Here is a 16742-nt window from a genome sequence, read left to right as displayed (position 1 = left end):
GAAAAGCTTGCGTCAGTTCAGCCCTGCGCCAATCAGCCTTGGGCGCCGTGGCAGTGCTTGTACTTGTTGCCAGAGCCGCAGGGGCATGGTGCATTCCGGCTGACCACCATATCCTTGTACGGGTCTTCCTTCTGCGCCCCGCCCGATCCGGTCGACGCTACGGGAGAGCTGGCCAGCGTCCCGAACAGCGGCGCCTGCGCGGCGGAACCGTCATTATCACTCGAGTTGTCTTCACCTGTAAGCGGATCGATATGACCGGTCATGAAGTCCGGCAGGTCGGGCAGGTCGCGCGGTGGAGGCGGTGCGGCCGGACGGAATTCCGAAGTCAGCAACACCTTGGTGACGTCTTCTCGCAGCGTGTCGAGCATGGTTTCAAACAGGCCGAATGCTTCCTGCTTGTACTCGTTGATAGGTTGCTTCTGTGCATAGGCCCGCAGGAACACGACCTGGCGGAGCGCATCGAGCGTCGCGAGGTGTTCTTTCCAGTGGAAATCGAGCCGTTCGAGCAGGATGCTCTTCTCTACACGTCGCCAGGCATCTTCGGGAATCTCGGCAATCTTCGCCGTCATCTTGCCTTCCGACAGCTCAAGCAGGCGCTCTTCGAAGATCTCCGGCTCGATCTGTTCTTCCTGCATCCAGGCGTCGATATCGGCATCGACCGCTAGAACGTCTTCGATCTTCTCTTTCAGGCCTTCGATATCCCACTGTTCTGGGTAAGAACCCGGAGGGCAGGCGTTGACGACCATCGCGTTGATGGCATCGCGGCGCATGTCTTCAACCACGTCGTCAACACGCTCTGAATCCATGATTTCGGCGCGCTGCTCGTAAACCACCTTGCGCTGGTCATTCATCACGTCATCGTACTGTACGACCTGCTTACGCATTTCGTAATTGCGCGCCTCAACCTTTTTCTGGGCAGTTTCGATTGCCTTCGACATCCAGCGCGACGGCTCCAGCGCCTCGCCATCTTCCAAGTTGGCTCGCATCATCTTGGCAAACAGCGTGTCGGGGCCGAAGATGCGCAGGAGATCATCTTCCAGGCACAGATAAAATCGTGAAAGGCCGGGGTCGCCTTGGCGGCCCGAGCGACCACGCAGCTGGTTATCGATACGGCGACTTTCGTGACGCTCGGTGCCGAGCACGAAGAGACCGCCAGCTTCGAGCACCTTCTGCTTCTCTTCCTTCACCTCGGCCTTCAGCTTTTCGACCGCAGCATCCTTGGCCGGGCCATCTTCCATTTCGCCAAGTTCGTCCTCGATACGGAATTCGAGATTACCGCCGAGTTGGATGTCGGTACCACGACCGGCCATATTGGTGGCAATGGTCACCGCACCGATACGGCCGGCCTGTGCTACGATGTGCGCTTCGCGCTCGTGCTGCCGAGCGTTAAGCACCTCGTGCTTCACCCCTTCCTTGTCGAGGAACTGGCTCAAAAGCTCTGATTTCTCGATAGAAACCGTGCCGACCAGCACTGGCTGGCCTGCCTCACTGTGTTCCTTGATAGCTTTTGCGATACCCGCAAACTTGTCCATCGTGTTTTTGTAGAACGTATCTTCCTCGTCCACGCGCTGGACGGGGACATTGGTCGGAATTTCTACCACGTTGAGCTTGTAGATGTCCCAGAACTCGCTCGCTTCGGTCGATGCGGTACCGGTCATGCCGGACAGCTTGGGATACATGCGGAAGTAGTTCTGGAAGGTGATCGAAGCCATCGTCTGGTTTTCAGGCTGGATTTCCACCCCTTCCTTGGCTTCTGCCGCCTGGTGCAGGCCGTTCGACCAGCGGCGGCCATCCATCATGCGGCCGGTAAATTCATCGATGATCACGACCTTGTCGTCCTTGACGATGTAGTCGGTGTCCTTCTTGAACATGATCACGGCCTTCATCGCCTGATCCATGTGGTGGACGACCTGCGTGTTCTCGACATCGTAGAGGTTGTCGGTTTCGAGGAGACCAGCGGCGATCAGGCGCTGCTCCATTTCCTCTACACCGTCTTCGGTCAGCTGGACGTTCCGGCTCTTCTCGTCCTTGGTGTAATAGCCCTCGCCTTCCTCGAACGGACCACCGTTTTCCTTCTCCATCGCTTCCTGATCTTTGACGAGCTTCTTCACCTGCTCGTCCAGCGCGATGTAGAGCTCGGACTTGTCCTCGGTCGGGCCGGAGATGATCAGCGGCGTACGCGCCTCGTCGATCAGGATGGAATCGACCTCGTCCACGATGCTGAAGTTGAACGGACGCTGCACCATCTGGCGGCGCTCCTGCTTCATATTGTCGCGCAGGTAGTCGAAACCGAATTCGTTGTTGGTGCCGTAAGTAATGTCGGCCGCATAGGCCTCACGCCGAGCGGCTTCGGGCAGGTTCGGCACAACCACGCCGGTGGTCAGGCCAAGGAAGCTGTAGAGCTGCCCCATCCATTCCGCGTCACGGCGGGCGAGATAATCATTCACCGTCACAACGTGGACGCCTTTGCCCTCAATCGCGTTGAGATAGGTGGCGAGCGTGGCGACGAGGGTCTTGCCCTCACCCGTCTTCATTTCGGCGATTTCACCGCGGTGAAGCACGATACCGCCGACCATCTGCACATCGTAATGGCGCATGCCCATCACACGCTTGGACGCTTCGCGCACCGTGGCGAAAGCTTCGGGCAGGATATCGTCGAGCGTCTGCCCCTCTTCCAGCTTCTTGCGGAACTTGAGCGTCTGCGCTTTCAGTTCCTCGTCAGAGAAGTCTTCAAGCTGGCTTTCAAGAGCATTGATGCGCGCAACAGTCTTGTCGAGCGACTTGACGTAACGGTCGTTGGCGGAACCGAAAACGGATTTGGCAATTTTTTGCCACATAGCGGGCTACCTATTTGAAAATATGGAAAATGGCCGCGCATCACGGCGCGACCGGAAAACATGGGGTCTGGGCTGGAATGGCGGCGCTATTCGCGCGCGCGGTCTGCCTGAAGCTGCACCGGAGGCGGCGAGACAACGACCGGGCGATTGATGCACGGGCGATCCGGCGAACCAACACCGATCTGCCGCGCCGGGATAAACTGTGCCGGAGCGGCAACAATGGGCTGGCAGTCCGTATTCTGGTCCGTACTCGCAACGCTCACTACCGCGCCTTCGGCAGCGGACACAGGCTCTGCCGCGAGCGTAAGGCCCGAAATAACGGCAAGCAGGGTGAGCAATTGGCGCAGCATGATGACTGTCAGATAGCAATTATGACTGCGAAGTCTATGGGCGAATGCGTGAACAGGTGGTGAAAAGGCGCGTTGTCGGCGCTGCGAGAGCCGCTTAAGAGGCGCCCATGGACCTTGAAACCTCCCCGCTCGCCCGCCCGTTTCCCGACATGCCGCCCATCGATGGCGTGACACTGCGCGTGGCGCGGGCGCGATACAAGGATTGGGACCGCGCGGACCTGACCTATGCCGAACTGGCCGCGGGTACTGCGCTGGCGGGCGTATTTACGCGAAATGTCTGCTGCTCGAGCGAAGTCGAATTGGGGCGCGAGAGCGTGGCTGCGGGCCGCGCACGGGCGCTTATCGTCAATGCCGGGAACTCAAACGCCTTCACCGGCTATCGCGGGCGTGAGGCGGTGGAGCAGATCATGGGCCAGGTGGCGGGGCATCTAGGCTGCGAAGCCGCAGAGGTGCTCGTTTCCTCGACCGGTGTGATCGGTGTGCCGCTGCCCAAGGACAGGGCGCGTGAAGGCGTTGCCAGTGTGCTGACCGCAGAACCATGCGGTTGGGAAGATGCCGCCACGGCGATTGGCACCACCGACACTTTCACCAAGGGCGCAACCGCCACCGCCATGATTGGCGAGACCAAGGTCACGCTCAACGGCATCATCAAGGGCAGCGGCATGATCGCGCCCGACATGGCAACGATGCTCGGCTACATTTTCACCGATGCGGCGGTGAGTCCGGAATTCCTGCAGCAGTGCCTGTCAGCTGCCAACAAGTGCACCTACAGCTGCATCACCGTCGATAGCGACACTTCAACGAGCGACACCGTGTTGGCCTTCGCGACAGGCAAGGCAGGTAACGCGTCCCTCACCTCTTTCGATGACCCTGGCGCCGATGCCTTCATGGCCGCGCTGGAAGACGTCTGCCGACAGCTCGCTCACCTTGTCGTGCGGGACGGCGAAGGCGCGAGCAAATTTATCGGCGTAACTGTGACCGGAGCAGATAGCGACGACAGCGCGCGCCGCGTGGGTCTCGCCATTGCGAATTCACCGCTCGTCAAAACCGCCATTGCAGGCGGCGATGCCAATTGGGGCCGCGTTGTGATGGCTGTCGGCAAAGCGGGCGAACCGGCGGATCGGGACACCCTATCCATCGCATTCGGCGGACACTGGGCGGCGAAGAACGGGCTGCCTGTTGAAGACTATGACGAGGGACCAGTTGCCAAGCACCTCGAAGGTCAGGATATCGACATCACCGTCGATCTTGGCATCGGCACAGGTCGTGCCACAGTCTGGACGTGTGATCTGACCCACGGATACATCTCGATCAATGCGGACTATCGCTCATGAGCCACGACATCCTCGCCTTCCATAACGCGGTCGAAACTCTGATGCGCAAGGTCAGCGAATCCGCAATCCTCCCGCGCTTTCGCAATCTGACTGCGGGTGAAATCGAGGACAAAGGCGGCGATGATCCTGTCACCGTGGCAGACCGCGAAGCCGAGGAAATGTTGCGCGAAGGGCTCGACGCAATCATCCCTGGCCTCGCATTCGTGGGAGAAGAAGCTGCGCACGCGGACCCTCAGGTGCTCGAAGGTCTCAAAGGCGACTGCTGGATCGTCGATCCGCTCGACGGAACGCGCAACTTTGCCAGCGGGGAACCGCCGTTCGGCGTGCTCATCGCCATGGCCTCGGGCGGAGAAGCGCATACCGGGTGGATCTACGACTGCCTGACAGGCCGCTTCTGCGTCGCGCACAAGGGCAAAGGCGCATTTATCGGGACCGAGAAGGTCACCGCTGTGCCAACCGGCGAAACCCCACCAGTCGCCGCCATCTCGCTCATTTTCATGGACGATGCGCAGCGCGAAGCGGTGAAAGAGCATATCTGCCCGCACTATCGCCTCACCGACATCCCATACTGCGCCGCCGAGCAATATCCGCGACTCGCTCTGGGCACGAACGACGTATCGATCTTCGAGCGCACGCTGGCATGGGACCATGCCGCAGGCGTGCTGTGGCTCAACGAAGCTGGCGGCAAGGCCGCGCGGCTCGACGGGTCACCCTACCGCGTGGACGAATGGCAAAGAAAAGGGCTGGTCGGTGCCGCCAGCCCTCAACTTTACGATGATATGGTGGAGCGCCTCAACGCGCTCTAGCGCGTCAAACGTGCTGCTCGAGCCAGTCCTTCAGTGCGTTCTTGGGTGCCGCACCCATCTGCTGGGCCACGGGCTCACCATTCTTGAACACGACGAGGAACGGGATCGACTGAACGCCCATCTTGCCGGGAACATCGGGATTTTCCATGATGTCCATCTTGGCGATGGTGACCTTGTCAGCCAGCTCGTCAGACAGCTCTTCCAGTGCCGGAGCGATCATCTTGCACGGGCCGCACCAGTCGGCCCAGAAATCGACCAGCACGGGCTTGTCGGCATCCAGCACATCGGCCTGGAAGCTATCATCGGTTACGTTGATTGTGGCCATTATGGCTTCTCCTGAAGTCTTGTATTCATGCGTTGCACCCAATCTGGGCATGCAGTGCGCTTTCGCAATGGATAACGCACGATAGCTTTTGTTTATCCCCCGCCGGGTTCGTCTTTCAGCCCCGGTCGGTTACTGGCGAGCACATCGGCGGGAATCGCGATGAGCTGCGGCACCTGCGTGTAGAGCACGGCTGCCTCGATGGTGCGCCCCGGATAGATCACTTCCAAAGCGGAGACGTAAGACGCCATTTGGACCAGCGTAGTGCGCGGAATATCTTCCAGCGAACGTGGCGGACGGCGGGCGGTCTTAAAGTCCGCCACCAGCACGCGGGTTTCAGTGACGAGCAGCCGGTCCGCCGTCCCCGCGATCACCTGATCACCAACCACCGCGGCGAGCGGAACCTCAGCCAGAGCATCAGGGCCAAACAGTTCGCGCCACTCGGGCGCATCGAGAACCGCTATGGCGCGGGAGAGCATTTCCTCGCGCTCTTCTGTCGACAGGTCCGGCCCGTGGCGTTCGAGCCAAGCCCTGCCCCCGGCCTCGCGCATTTCGGACGGGGTATCGGGCAAACGCTCCAGCAGCGAATGGATCAGCACGCCCCTGCGCCCGGCAACGGCAGCCTGTGCTGCCGGTAGCGGAGGGTCGGCACCCAGTTCGTCAGCGGCAGAAGATGGTGCCAAGGGGCGCGGTGGCCTCGGCTCGGGGCCTATCGAAGTAGAGGCCCACGTTGGAATCTCCACCCTCGCCTTCCTAGCACCCTGCTCGGCGCTCAAAACCGGCTTCGCGGCAACGCCAAGCTCAGCCCGCGCGCCCCAGATCGAGTCTTCCACCCATTCGTCGCCAAACAGTGGTTCCACTCTCGCGTACCAGCTGTCAGGTTTGGGCCCCTTCTTGCTGCGTTTGTTGAGCGCACCGCCGATAAACAGCGCCTCCTCCGCACGAGTCATTGCGACGTAGAGCAAACGCCAGTGCTCCTCGCGTTCTTCCGCAGCTGCTTTCTCCTCGGCTTCCGAAATCGGGCCGACCTTGTTGGACTTAGACAGTGGAAGGATCGGGATATCGCGCCCTGTGCGTTCGCCCAGCACTTCCTCTTCCAGATCGAGCGCAGAGGCGCGTGAAGCGTCCGGATCGCTGCATGCGTCGGCCAGAATGACGATGGGAGCCTGCAAGCCTTTGGAGCCGTGCACGGTCATCACCCGGACAAGTCCGCCGCTGCCTTCTGCCTCGCGCTTAAGCTCGCCATCGCCAACGTCGAACCAGCGGATGAAACCCTGCAAGCTGGGTGTATGCGCCGCGGAGAACTGCAAGGCCGCACCGAGCAGCTCATCAATCGGATCGTTCGCTTCTTGCCCGAGCCGTGCGACCAGCTTTCCGCGCGCCTGCCACGGCCCCACCAGCATCCAGTGCAGCATGGCTTGCGGTGGCTCGTAATCGGCAATGGCCAACAAGCCTTTGAGCATGTCCGTCGCCGCCATGACGTCAGCATGCGTGCTCTTGCGCAAGTGCTCCCACAGCGGGGTTTTCGCGGGCCGATAGCCGTGTTCGAGCAACTGCTCCTGCGACCAGCCGAAGATCGGTGAAACAAGCAGTGCAGCAAGCGACAGGTCATCGTGCGGCTGCGCGGCAAAGCGCAGCGCGGCCATCAGGTCTTGCACGGCCAGCGGTGCGCCCAAACGCAGTCGGTCGACGCCCGCAACAGGGACCCCGGCAGCATGCAGACGAGCAACGATGGGGTTCACCAGCTCGCCGCGCTTACGTACAAGGATCATGATATCGCCGGGCTTAGCGTTGCGACGCTCACCCTTTTCAAGCGCGAAACCCTTGTCGAGCCAGAGCTTCACCTGCTCGGCAATCTTGTCGGCCATGCGTCGCTCGGACGGCGAGACGCGGTGTTCGGCTCCATCGTCGCCGCCCTCGCCTTCATCCTCTTCTTCCGCGGGAACGGGCTTCCAGAGGGTGACAAGGCCAGCGCGATCATCGCCTTCGTGCCGCTCGGGCTTCTTCTTGAGGCCGATATTATCATATCCAATCGCCTCGATGACAGAATCGACAAAGTCGAGCACCGGCTGCGAGGTACGATAGGACCGGTCGAGATCGAGGTCCTGCAAATCCCGCGCAGTGATATTGGCTCGCGCCTTCTCCGCCTGTTCACGCCGTGCATGCAGAAGCTCGGCATAGCGCCGCTGGGCTTGGGCGAAGTTCTGCGGGCTTGTGCCCTGAAACCCGAAAATTGCCTGTTTGTAATCACCGACCACAAAGACCGTTCGCTGCCGGTCCCCGCGTTGACCCAGACCAGAGAAGAAATCATCCGCCAGCGCATCGACGATGTCCCATTGCTGCTGGTTGGTGTCCTGCGCCTCATCCACCAGGATATGGTCGAATTCGCGGTCCAGCTTGTAACGTATCCAGTCGGACTGGTCCTTGTCCTTGAGCAGCTCTGCAGCCTTGGCGATTAGGTCGTCGAAATCGACAAACCCTTCGCGTTTCTTGACCTCCGCCCAGGCAATCGCGAACTTGTAACCGACTTCAAGCGCGGGCGTAAGCACGGCTGCCAATTCGAGCAGCGTCGCCTGCTCGGCCACGCTCTGCAGCTGGGCCCGTGCATTCTCGGCAATGGCCGCCGCACCATCGACCTTTTTCTCGAGGTTTGACTGGTATTTCAGCAGCCCCTTGTCGTTGTAGAGCTGCCCGAGAAGGTCGGCTGCGCTGCCAAACCGTTCTTCCGGAGAACCGAGCAGCCAGTCACCGATCTGCGCAGCGAATTTTTGCCCGCTTCCCGCTCCCCACTCGTCATAGGCCCACATCACCTGCCGCACCGCTTCAAGCAGCGGAGTACCATCCGCGCACGCCTTGCAAAGCATTGCAGCATCGGCGTCTGGCGCGACCCCCAGCAATTGCCGCACACGGCCTTCCATTGGCGGCTGCCATGCGCCCTTGCCAAACCACGCCTTGTGCGCGCCCGCACAGCGCATCAGCCAGCCGCGCGCTCGGTCGGGCCCGAGGCGAACAGAGAGCTCCTCAAGCGCCGCCACCGCAGCCGGATCGCTATCCTGCCATTCTACCAGCAATTCACGCAGCACACGGTCGGCTAGCAGGTCGCGGTCGCGGTCTTCCATCGCCTTTGTACCGGGGATCAGTTCCGCTTCGTTGGGAAAGGCGCTGAGCAGCCATTGCGAGAACGCGTGGATCGTGTTGATGCGCAGGCCGCCACCAGGGCAATCGAGCACGCTGGCGAACAGCGATCGCGCGCGCGCCACCGTGTCCTGATCCATATCCGCGCCGATAAAACCAAGCTGCTTCGCCAAAGCCTCTCCGGGCATGCGCACCCAGTTGGCAAGCACTTCGTTCACGCGTTCCGCCATTTCGGCAGCGCCAGCCTTGGTGAAGGTGAGACAAAGAATGTTTTCAGGCCGCACGCCGTCCGTCAGCAGCAGCCGCAGCACGCGCGCAGAGAGAACCTGCGTCTTGCCCGTGCCCGCGCTGGCGGACAGCCACACGCTGTCATCGGGTGCGACTGCCTTGCGCTGGTTGTCCTTGAGCTCGAAGACCTTGCCGCTCACGCCTTGTCCTCCTCACGCCCCTGCCATTCGGCAAGCCGCATCAGGTGGTCATAGGTGTTGTATCCCGGCGCATCGGGATTGGGCCGCGCGGTGAAGGGTTCATCGCCGAGTATCCACGTGTCGAGTGCATCGTGGAGCATGGTCTCCGCACGCGGAAGGAATTCCTCGGGCGGGATGCCTGTGCGTTTGGCTCCGGTCAGCAGCGGTGTGACCACATATCCGAATCCGGTAGGGCTATCGGTATTCTTACCCAGCGACCAATACTCAAAGCCAGTGGCGAGGCCAGAGACACCATCGAACGCGCCATCGCGCAGGATCAGGCCAATTGTGCCCAGTTGCAACGCATAGCCGTTCTCAACCTGTTTCCCCGTGGGCGGGGAACCCGTCTTGTAATCAACCACCGCGAGCGAACCATCGGGCAGGCGATCAATACGGTCGGCCACACCGTGAATGGTGATGCCTTTGACCTCAATGCTGCCCTTCTTCTCCCACTTGAGTGGTTCGCGTCCGGGCTGAGCAGCTAGTTCCAGCTCGACCCATTCGAGCGCCTTCAGCAATCGCGGTTGCCACAATGCGCGCAGCAACGGATGCGCGGAAAGCTGGGCGAGGTGCTTATCCGCCAGTTCCTCAAGCGAACCCTCGCGCTCGTGCCAGTCTTCCAGAATCTTGTGCGCGAGCGATCCCTGCCATGCTGCGCCCGGCTCGGCATCGAGCTTCTCCAGTTCAGCGAGACGCATGATCTTCTTGGCGTAGAATTCGTACGGATCGGATCGCAGCCGGTCGAGATTGGTGACGCTGATTGCCTGCTGACGCTGCGCCGCATCGGGCATGGGCTTTGGTTGCGGATGCGGAGTTTGGTCGAACCCGCGCCCCTCATCGATCGCCCGCGCAAGATTGGTGGTCGTCGTGTCAGTCGCGGCCTTGGTCAATTCCTCTCCCAACAGCGCCTTGATCCGCAGCAGGAAGCGTGAAGCAATCGCAGGGCCCGAGCTCTCGCGCCGGGCACGGCTGAGGACCACCTCGGGCGCGCCCAATGCTCCGGCCAAGTCATGAGCAGCAAGGCCGATGCGGAAATCCGAACCTGGAACGCCCAGCGCGCGCAGCACAGCGGGTGCGAGCAGCGGATCGACCGAAGGCGTTGGCGGCCAGGTGCCTTCGTTAAGCCCGGCGCAGATCACCAGATCAGCGCGGGTCATGCGCGCTTCGAGCAGGCCGTAGATCGTCACGCGCGGATGGCCGCCATAGGGTGGGCGCACCGCCACCCGATCCATCGCATCACGCAACGCCAGCGGAAGGTCTCCCGCCTCCAGCTCTACTGGAACTTCGCGTGCCTGCTGCCGCAATTCCTCAACGAACGCGGAAAGTGCTCGACCATCCTCACGTGCCCATACACTGTCACTGCAAAGCGCCTCTCCGGCCTCGGCCAGCAGGTCGAGCCATTCAGCCAGGCCGCGCGTCTCTACCTCTTCCAGCAAAGGCGAGAGAATGTCCTCAACCTTGGCGAACCATTCCGCGATGTCGGTCTCAGCAGCGAGCGCGCGCAGTGGCGCAAGACCCGGTTCGCTGCGTGGTCCGCGCATCTTGTATTCGAGCTTCCGCGCGGCCTCGAGCCAGTCCGCACGCCCTTCCCCATCGCCGGCCAACGGATGCTGCAGCAGAGCAATCAGCGGCACCGGAGCTGCCTTATCCGCCGCAACCTCGGCAAGCAGCAACAGCACGCGCCCCGCAGCGGTCTGCGATAGGGGACGACCAGCAGAATCGTCGGCCGCAATGTTCCAACGCCGCAAATGCTGGGTGATACGCCCGGCCAGCCCGCGATCGGGTGTGACAACAGCGATGCGTTTCCCAGACTCTTGCAGGGCCTCTCGGACCAGCAGTGCGACCGACTGGGCCTCTTCTTCTGGATTGGCGCTTTCAATCAGGCGGACGCCAGCGAGGCGACGCTTCTCGGCAGGCAGTTCTACCCACGCCTTGCTCGCTTCGGGTGGCAGGAAGACGCTGGATATGGCGTGCGTGCGCTCCGGCGGTCCCTTGCCCAGCCCTGCACGGTGCCATTGCTGGACCTCGTCACGCCGCACGCCCATGCGATTGAGCAACAGTTTGAGGTGATATTGCGGATGGGTGACGGCATCACCCTTGCCGAAGGGCGTTTCCGCCTCTGGATCGCCAGCGCTGCCAAGCTCTTCCCAAACTTCCGCACCCATCGCCAGATCGAGATCGGGCAGGATCACCGCACCCTGGGGCAGTTCGCTCACCGTCCGCAGTAGTTTCGCCAAGGCGGGCGCCGCGCTCGTGACACCTGCCGCGACGAAGGGCGTTGCCGGCGGATCGTCGCGCATTCGCTTGGCAGCCGTTCGGAACAGCGCGTTGCGGCGCGAGGCAGCATCCAGTTCGCCACGCGCCTCAAGATCGGCGAGCCAGTATTGCTGCAGTTTCGCAAAATCGACCAGATTGCACTGCCAGTGTTCGGACAGCTTTTCATCAAAAATTGAAAGCACCTGCTCGGACAGCAGGGCCTCGGGCGCGATCTCTTCGACCAGCAGGCGGTCCATCACCTGACCCGTTTCAAACGCCAGACGCAGCAGCGCGCTGCCTTTCGGAGCCCTGTCTCCCTGAACCTCGCGGATCAGCTGGGCGAGGCGGAGCCATCTGCGGGTGGGATCGGCAGCAGGGGAGATTGATGCGCCCGCACCCAGCGAATCGAACAACGGGCCCAGCGACTCATCCAGATCGAGATCGCCGACCATAACCATGCGCGGCATCAGCAGGCCCTTGCTGCCTGTCTCTCCGGCATGGCGTACAAAGGCTTCAGACATGGTCCGCGCGGCACGGGCGCTTGGCAGGAGCAGTGTCAGCCGTGCGAGGCCGAAATGCTCCTCGGCATATCGCGGCACCAATCCGGCAACCAGAGCATCGGCAAAGCCGCGATGGGCGGCGATGGAATAGACCTTGAGACCGGGCCGCTCAGACATCCCGCAACGCGGCTTCGGTGGGCGCGATGGCTTCGGGTGTGCCGACCTCGAACCATTGCCCGGTGAAGGGGATTCCGAACAATCGCCCTTCCTCTATCGCGCGGCTCCACAGCACATTGGTGGAGAACTTTCCCTCCGGCGCATCACGCAGCAGGCGTTTCGCGACCAGCTGGATACCCGAGTAAATATAGGGCGCAATCCGGCCCGACTGACGGCGCTTCAGCCGGCCGTTCTCGTCGATATGGAAATCGCCCTTGCCGCGGAAATTGTGTGCGCCCTTGTGCGGCACCAGCAACAGGAGAGCGTCCATCCTCTCCGCATCCCAGAAGTGCGACAGATCGGCAAAGCAATTGCTCGGGCCATCCAGCCAGATGTTGTCGGAATTCAGGCAGAAGAACGGATCGGGCAGATGGTCTTGCGCTTTCACCAGACCGCCACCCGTTTCCAGAAGCTGCTCACGCTCGTCAGAGATGGTGATGGCCGGCACTTTGCTCGACTTCAGGTGCGCTTCAATGCTTTCGGCAAGGTAGTGGACATTGACGACCGCCTTGGTGATCCCGGCACTGGCGAGACGGTCCAGCGTGTGATCGACCAGCGGTTTTCCCGCAACCCGCACCATTGGCTTGGGCTGGGTGGCGGTGAGCGGGCGCATGCGCTTGCCCATCCCGGCAGCCATGACCATCGCGGTGTCTGACGCGAGAGTGCTCATCCCAGCACGGCCCCTTTCTTCTCCCGTATCTCACCCGGGATATTGGCATCGAACCACTGTGCGACAGGAGCGAGCGCGGGATGCTGCAAGTCACGCTCCATCGCCTCCCAGACGCGCGGGATCATACCGAGATAGCGCGGCTTACCGTCGCGCTTCCATAGCCGGGTGAAGATGCCGACGATCTTGGCATTTCGCTGAGCGCCAAGGACGGCGTAGCTTGCTGCGACATCCCAGTCCGGCTGCATCTCGGCCTCGTAAAGGCCCAGCATCTTCGCTTCCAGTTCGGGCGAAACATCGCGCCGCGCGTCCTGTAACAATGACACAAGATCGTAGGCGGGATGGCCAACCAGCGCATCCTGAAAGTCGATAATGCCTTGCTCGCCCTGCCCTTCCCCGTCAGGGTCGAGCATCATGATGTTTTCCGCGTGATAATCCCGCAGAACGGTCACGCCCGGCTGCTGTTCTGCAAGCACGGGTGCCAGGACAGCATCCCAGGCCGCGCGGAAACTCGCTGCGTCCACGTCGAGATTTGCTGCGGGACAGAACCACTCGGTAAGTAGGCCCGCCTCCCGCTGGTACACCGCTATGTCATAGGCGGGAAAAGGCCCCGGTGCACGGCGGTGCAGCTGACCGATCGCGTCAATCGCGGATGCATAGGCGCCCACCTCGCACGTAGGATTGGCCTCGATCCATTCCTTCATCCGGTCATCACCGAAATCCTCGGTCAGCACCCAGCCTTGCGCTGCATCTTCGGAAAAGATGGCAGGAGCGCGCATATCATTGTCCGAAAGCCACCTGGCAACATGAAGGAAGGGTTTCGGGTCCTCCTCCGGCGGCGGTGCGTACATCAACATCGCGCTTTCGCCGCTGTCGCGGTTCAAACGGAAGTAACGACGAAAGCTCGCATCGCCGGGAATTGCGTGGATTTGCGCATCGTCCCAACCTGCCGAAGCGAGGAACTGGTGCATGCCGTCGGGAAATTCGCTCATGGCATTCGCCCTAGCCAATCGGCACCGCCTTCGACAATCGCCTTACGACCCTTCCCACTGATTTCGAGCGTGATTTGCAGGCACCCCGCCTCATGCGCGAATCCGCCCGCATGATCGGGCCATTCAGCGAGCAGCACGGCGCCCTCGCGGTAGTCGTCCAGCCCCAGCTGCTCTACCTCTGACGGGTCTTCGAGTCGGTAGAAGTCCGCATGCACGGCAGGCGGATCGAGATGGTCGTACATTTCGATAATGGTGAAGGTTGGTGAAGGCACTTCGCCCTGATGGCCGAGCGCCTGAAGGATCGCGCGTGACAGCGTCGTCTTACCAGTACCCAGCCCTCCGGAAAGCGCCACTACATCGCCAACGCGCAACTGCTCCGCAATGCGTCCGCCAAAGCCATGCATGGCTTCCAGGTCTGGCAAATCGATCATCAGGGGAGCAGCACCGTTGCGGTTGTCCCCGCGCCCTTTTCGGACTGGACTTCCAGCCTCCCGCCATGCGCCTCGATCAATTGCCTGGCGAGCGGCAAGCCAAGGCCGCGCTTGCCATCGTTCCCGTCCTTGCCCTTGAGGCGATAGCCATCCATTGCCCGCGCGAGTTCGCTGGGCTTCATCCCCTCGCCATTGTCCGAAATTACAATACGCGCGCCCGACTTGCGACGCGACAGAGCAACGAGAATTCGTCCGTCCTGCGGTGTCGCCGCAATGGCGTTATCCAATAGGTTGCCAATCGCACGGCCCAGCTGACGGCGATCCGCCTTCACCGAACCCGCGCCCTTGTCTCCGCGCAAATCGAGCGTGATGTTCTTGGCGTCAATCGCCTCTTCCCGGCTCCGCACCTGATGGGTGGTAAATTCGAACAGGTCGACGTCTTCGCGCGCAATGGGCAGAAGCCCTGCCTCGCTCTGCGTGAGGTCGAGCACGCTTTCGATCTGGGTGGAAAGCCGCTCCACCGAGGCAAGGATCGCGTGGACATATTCCTTGCCCTGATCGGACAAGTCACCCGCCACACCCGATTGCAGCAGCTCTGCAAACCCGCCGATGGATGTGAGCGGAGTGCGGAATTCATAGGACATGTTGGCGAGGAAACGCGTCTTTACCGCATCCGCCTCTTCCAGCGCGGTCGCGCGTTCACGCAGAGCTTGTTCCGCCTTCGTCGAATCGGTCACGTCCATTACGGTCAGCAGGCCATTGCCATCGGGCAGCGGAACGCCTGCGAATTCGAGAGTGCGACCATCCGACAGCACGACGCGGCCGCCTTTTTCTCTCCGGTCCAGCGTCGCCGCCATAACCACTTCACCGATGGCCTTGCGCTGTGCGGGGCGAGCAAGTCGGTTCGAAATCCGGTCGAGCAATTGGTCGACATGCGGATGCTCATCAAAAAACTCTTCCGGAAGACCCCAGATCGCCGGGAAACTGCGGTTCCACAGCTGCATCCGTCCGTCCGGCGCAAACACGGCCAACGATTCGAACAGTGAATCGAAAGTCGCAGTCCGCGTCCGCAGCAACGTATCGCGCGTGGCGGAAAGGGCGAGCTGTTCGGAGCGGTCTTCAGCCACCATCACCAGTCCGCCATCGGGCATAGGCTGGGCCACGATGCGCAGGTGCGTGCCATCGGGCAGCGTCCACTGGTCTTCTTCGGGCGCATCGGCCACGAACCAGCTCGCCAGTTCGGTCCGCCATTCGGGGAAATCTCGAACTTCGGGCAGACGCGATCTGTCGCGCGCCATATCGAGAAAACGCTCGAACCGCGGGGGCTCGATTGCCACAGACGATGGAAGTTCGAAAATCCGCTGGAACGGCTGATTGGCGAACGTGAGGCGGCGATCCTCATCAAACTGCGCCACGCCGACCGAGAGCTGATCGAGCATGCTGCGCTGCGCAGCCTGGAAAGCGCGGAACGAACGGCCCTGCTCCTCAAGCTCTTCGATGTCGATGGCGTATCCGGCAACGCCCTCCACACCGAGCGGTAGATCACTGACCCGCAGGGTCCGCCTTTGGCTGCCGACTGTTGCCTGCACGATGCGTTCGACGGGGCGATCCTGATCCTTGGCCTGTTTGGCGATCTGCGCCGCATCGAGCCCGTCAACACGCTCGATCAGTTCTACCTGCTTGTCGACAACCTCTGCTGCGTTCTTCGCACCGACTGCATCCACATAGGCGGAGTTGACGAGTTGCAATCGCAGATCGTTCCCGCGGAACCACATCGGCATAGGAGCCGCTTCGATCAGCCCTACAAGCGCCGCAAAGTCATTGCGCGCGCGTGCAGTTTCGGCACGCAGGTGCGAAAGCTCTCCCTGGCTTTCGGAGAAATCGAACCACCAGATCAGCGCAGCACCGCCGCTGGCAATCGAAGCATTGGCGAGTTGGCCGCGCAACGCGAGGCTCTTTTCCGACTTCCGCGGCGTTATGACCATGCGGAACGGTGCAGCGGTTTTCTGCGTCCGGCGCACGGCTTCACGCAATTGTTCGAGATCACCTTCGGAAAGACCGCCCTCGCTGTCGGCCAGCTCACTCAGGAAGCCCGGAAGCGCATCAAGGCCAAGCCATGCGGCGAGCCTGTCCGGACCCTCTATTTTCCCGTCCGCTTTCACCAGCAGCGGTATCGCCGGAGAATCGTCGATCATCCGCGTCAGGCGACGCACCGTGATCCGGCTCTGCTTGGCCGCGCGCGACCGCTGGAGCGAGCTGACCACCAACCACACGGCCGTCGCCGTCCATGCAGCCAGAAGCAGGCCGAGCAGTGCCAGTGCGGAAGGCGAAAGTTCCATCGCTTTTCCAGCTATGTGACGCGGGGCTTCGATGCAACGGCAGAAGCGAAGCTACGCCCAAAAACAAGTCGCCCCGACCAATGGCCGGGG

11 protein-coding genes are annotated in these 16742 nt (G+C 61.6%); 2 read left to right on the top strand and 9 right to left on the bottom strand.

What is annotated here, in order from left to right:
- Window positions 1–32 precede the first annotated feature (32 nt).
- Window positions 33–2837, bottom strand: a complete 2805-nt coding sequence (secA, locus tag OOZ52_RS02245) for a preprotein translocase subunit SecA (protein ID WP_274696849.1) — start codon at window positions 2835–2837, stop codon at window positions 33–35.
- 86 nt (window positions 2838–2923) lie between these two features.
- Window positions 2924–3187: a hypothetical protein gene (locus OOZ52_RS02240; protein ID WP_274696848.1), complete on the bottom strand. Its 264-nt coding sequence runs from the start codon at window positions 3185–3187 to the stop codon at window positions 2924–2926.
- A 107-nt stretch (window positions 3188–3294) separates the two neighbouring features.
- On the opposite strand from OOZ52_RS02240, the gene argJ reads away from it, so the two are divergent.
- Complete coding sequence (argJ, locus tag OOZ52_RS02235; protein WP_274696847.1) at window positions 3295–4521, top strand: bifunctional glutamate N-acetyltransferase/amino-acid acetyltransferase ArgJ; 1227 nt, start codon at window positions 3295–3297, stop codon at window positions 4519–4521.
- Complete coding sequence (locus OOZ52_RS02230) at window positions 4518–5327, top strand: inositol monophosphatase family protein (RefSeq protein ID WP_274696846.1); 810 nt, start codon at window positions 4518–4520, stop codon at window positions 5325–5327. Before argJ ends, OOZ52_RS02230 begins: the two co-directional genes overlap by 4 nt.
- A 4-nt stretch (window positions 5328–5331) precedes the next feature.
- Here the strand turns inward: OOZ52_RS02230 and trxA are convergent, their stop codons facing one another.
- From trxA to OOZ52_RS02195, 7 genes are all read right to left on the bottom strand, one after another.
- Window positions 5332–5652, bottom strand: a complete 321-nt coding sequence (trxA, locus tag OOZ52_RS02225) for a thioredoxin (RefSeq protein ID WP_274696845.1) — start codon at window positions 5650–5652, stop codon at window positions 5332–5334.
- Between the two features lie 92 nt (window positions 5653–5744).
- Window positions 5745–9212 (bottom strand): double-strand break repair helicase AddA, encoded by a 3468-nt coding sequence (gene addA / locus OOZ52_RS02220; protein WP_274696844.1) that lies wholly within the window; start codon window positions 9210–9212, stop codon window positions 5745–5747.
- The gene (locus OOZ52_RS02215; protein WP_274696843.1) at window positions 9209–12184 is read right to left on the bottom strand and encodes a PD-(D/E)XK nuclease family protein; all 2976 of its coding nucleotides are present in this window, start codon (window positions 12182–12184) and stop codon (window positions 9209–9211) included. The genes addA and OOZ52_RS02215 overlap by 4 nt, the downstream gene beginning before the upstream one ends.
- Window positions 12177–12893, bottom strand: a complete 717-nt coding sequence (locus tag OOZ52_RS02210) for a nucleotidyltransferase family protein (protein WP_274696842.1) — start codon at window positions 12891–12893, stop codon at window positions 12177–12179. Before OOZ52_RS02210 ends, OOZ52_RS02215 begins: the two co-directional genes overlap by 8 nt.
- Window positions 12890–13882 carry an aminoglycoside phosphotransferase family protein gene (locus tag OOZ52_RS02205; RefSeq protein WP_274696841.1) on the bottom strand — a complete coding sequence of 331 codons (993 nt, stop codon included), beginning with the start codon at window positions 13880–13882 and terminating at the stop codon, window positions 12890–12892. The genes OOZ52_RS02210 and OOZ52_RS02205 overlap by 4 nt, the downstream gene beginning before the upstream one ends.
- Complete coding sequence (gene tsaE / locus OOZ52_RS02200) at window positions 13879–14316, bottom strand: tRNA (adenosine(37)-N6)-threonylcarbamoyltransferase complex ATPase subunit type 1 TsaE (protein ID WP_274697218.1); 438 nt, start codon at window positions 14314–14316, stop codon at window positions 13879–13881. Before tsaE ends, OOZ52_RS02205 begins: the two co-directional genes overlap by 4 nt.
- Window positions 14313–16652 carry a PAS domain-containing sensor histidine kinase gene (locus OOZ52_RS02195; RefSeq protein WP_274696840.1) on the bottom strand — a complete coding sequence of 780 codons (2340 nt, stop codon included), beginning with the start codon at window positions 16650–16652 and terminating at the stop codon, window positions 14313–14315. The genes tsaE and OOZ52_RS02195 overlap by 4 nt, the downstream gene beginning before the upstream one ends.
- Window positions 16653–16742 lie beyond the last annotated feature (90 nt).

The organism is Aurantiacibacter sp. D1-12 (assembly GCF_028858515.1).
Taxonomy (GTDB): Bacteria; Pseudomonadota; Alphaproteobacteria; order Sphingomonadales; family Sphingomonadaceae; genus Alteraurantiacibacter.
This window is presented reverse-complemented; position numbering and strand designations above follow the sequence as displayed.

Coding starts and splice junctions, on each gene's coding strand:
- argJ (WP_274696847.1), top strand. CDS start 3,295: ATGGACCTTGAAACCTCCCCGCTCGCCCGCCCGTTTCCCGACATGCCG.
- OOZ52_RS02195 (WP_274696840.1), bottom strand. CDS start 16,652: ATGGAACTTTCGCCTTCCGCACTGGCACTGCTCGGCCTGCTTCTGGCT.
- OOZ52_RS02240 (WP_274696848.1), bottom strand. CDS start 3,187: ATGCTGCGCCAATTGCTCACCCTGCTTGCCGTTATTTCGGGCCTTACG.
- OOZ52_RS02205 (WP_274696841.1), bottom strand. CDS start 13,882: ATGAGCGAATTTCCCGACGGCATGCACCAGTTCCTCGCTTCGGCAGGT.
- OOZ52_RS02230 (WP_274696846.1), top strand. CDS start 4,518: ATGAGCCACGACATCCTCGCCTTCCATAACGCGGTCGAAACTCTGATG.
- secA (WP_274696849.1), bottom strand. CDS start 2,837: ATGTGGCAAAAAATTGCCAAATCCGTTTTCGGTTCCGCCAACGACCGT.
- OOZ52_RS02210 (WP_274696842.1), bottom strand. CDS start 12,893: ATGAGCACTCTCGCGTCAGACACCGCGATGGTCATGGCTGCCGGGATG.
- OOZ52_RS02215 (WP_274696843.1), bottom strand. CDS start 12,184: ATGTCTGAGCGGCCCGGTCTCAAGGTCTATTCCATCGCCGCCCATCGC.
- trxA (WP_274696845.1), bottom strand. CDS start 5,652: ATGGCCACAATCAACGTAACCGATGATAGCTTCCAGGCCGATGTGCTG.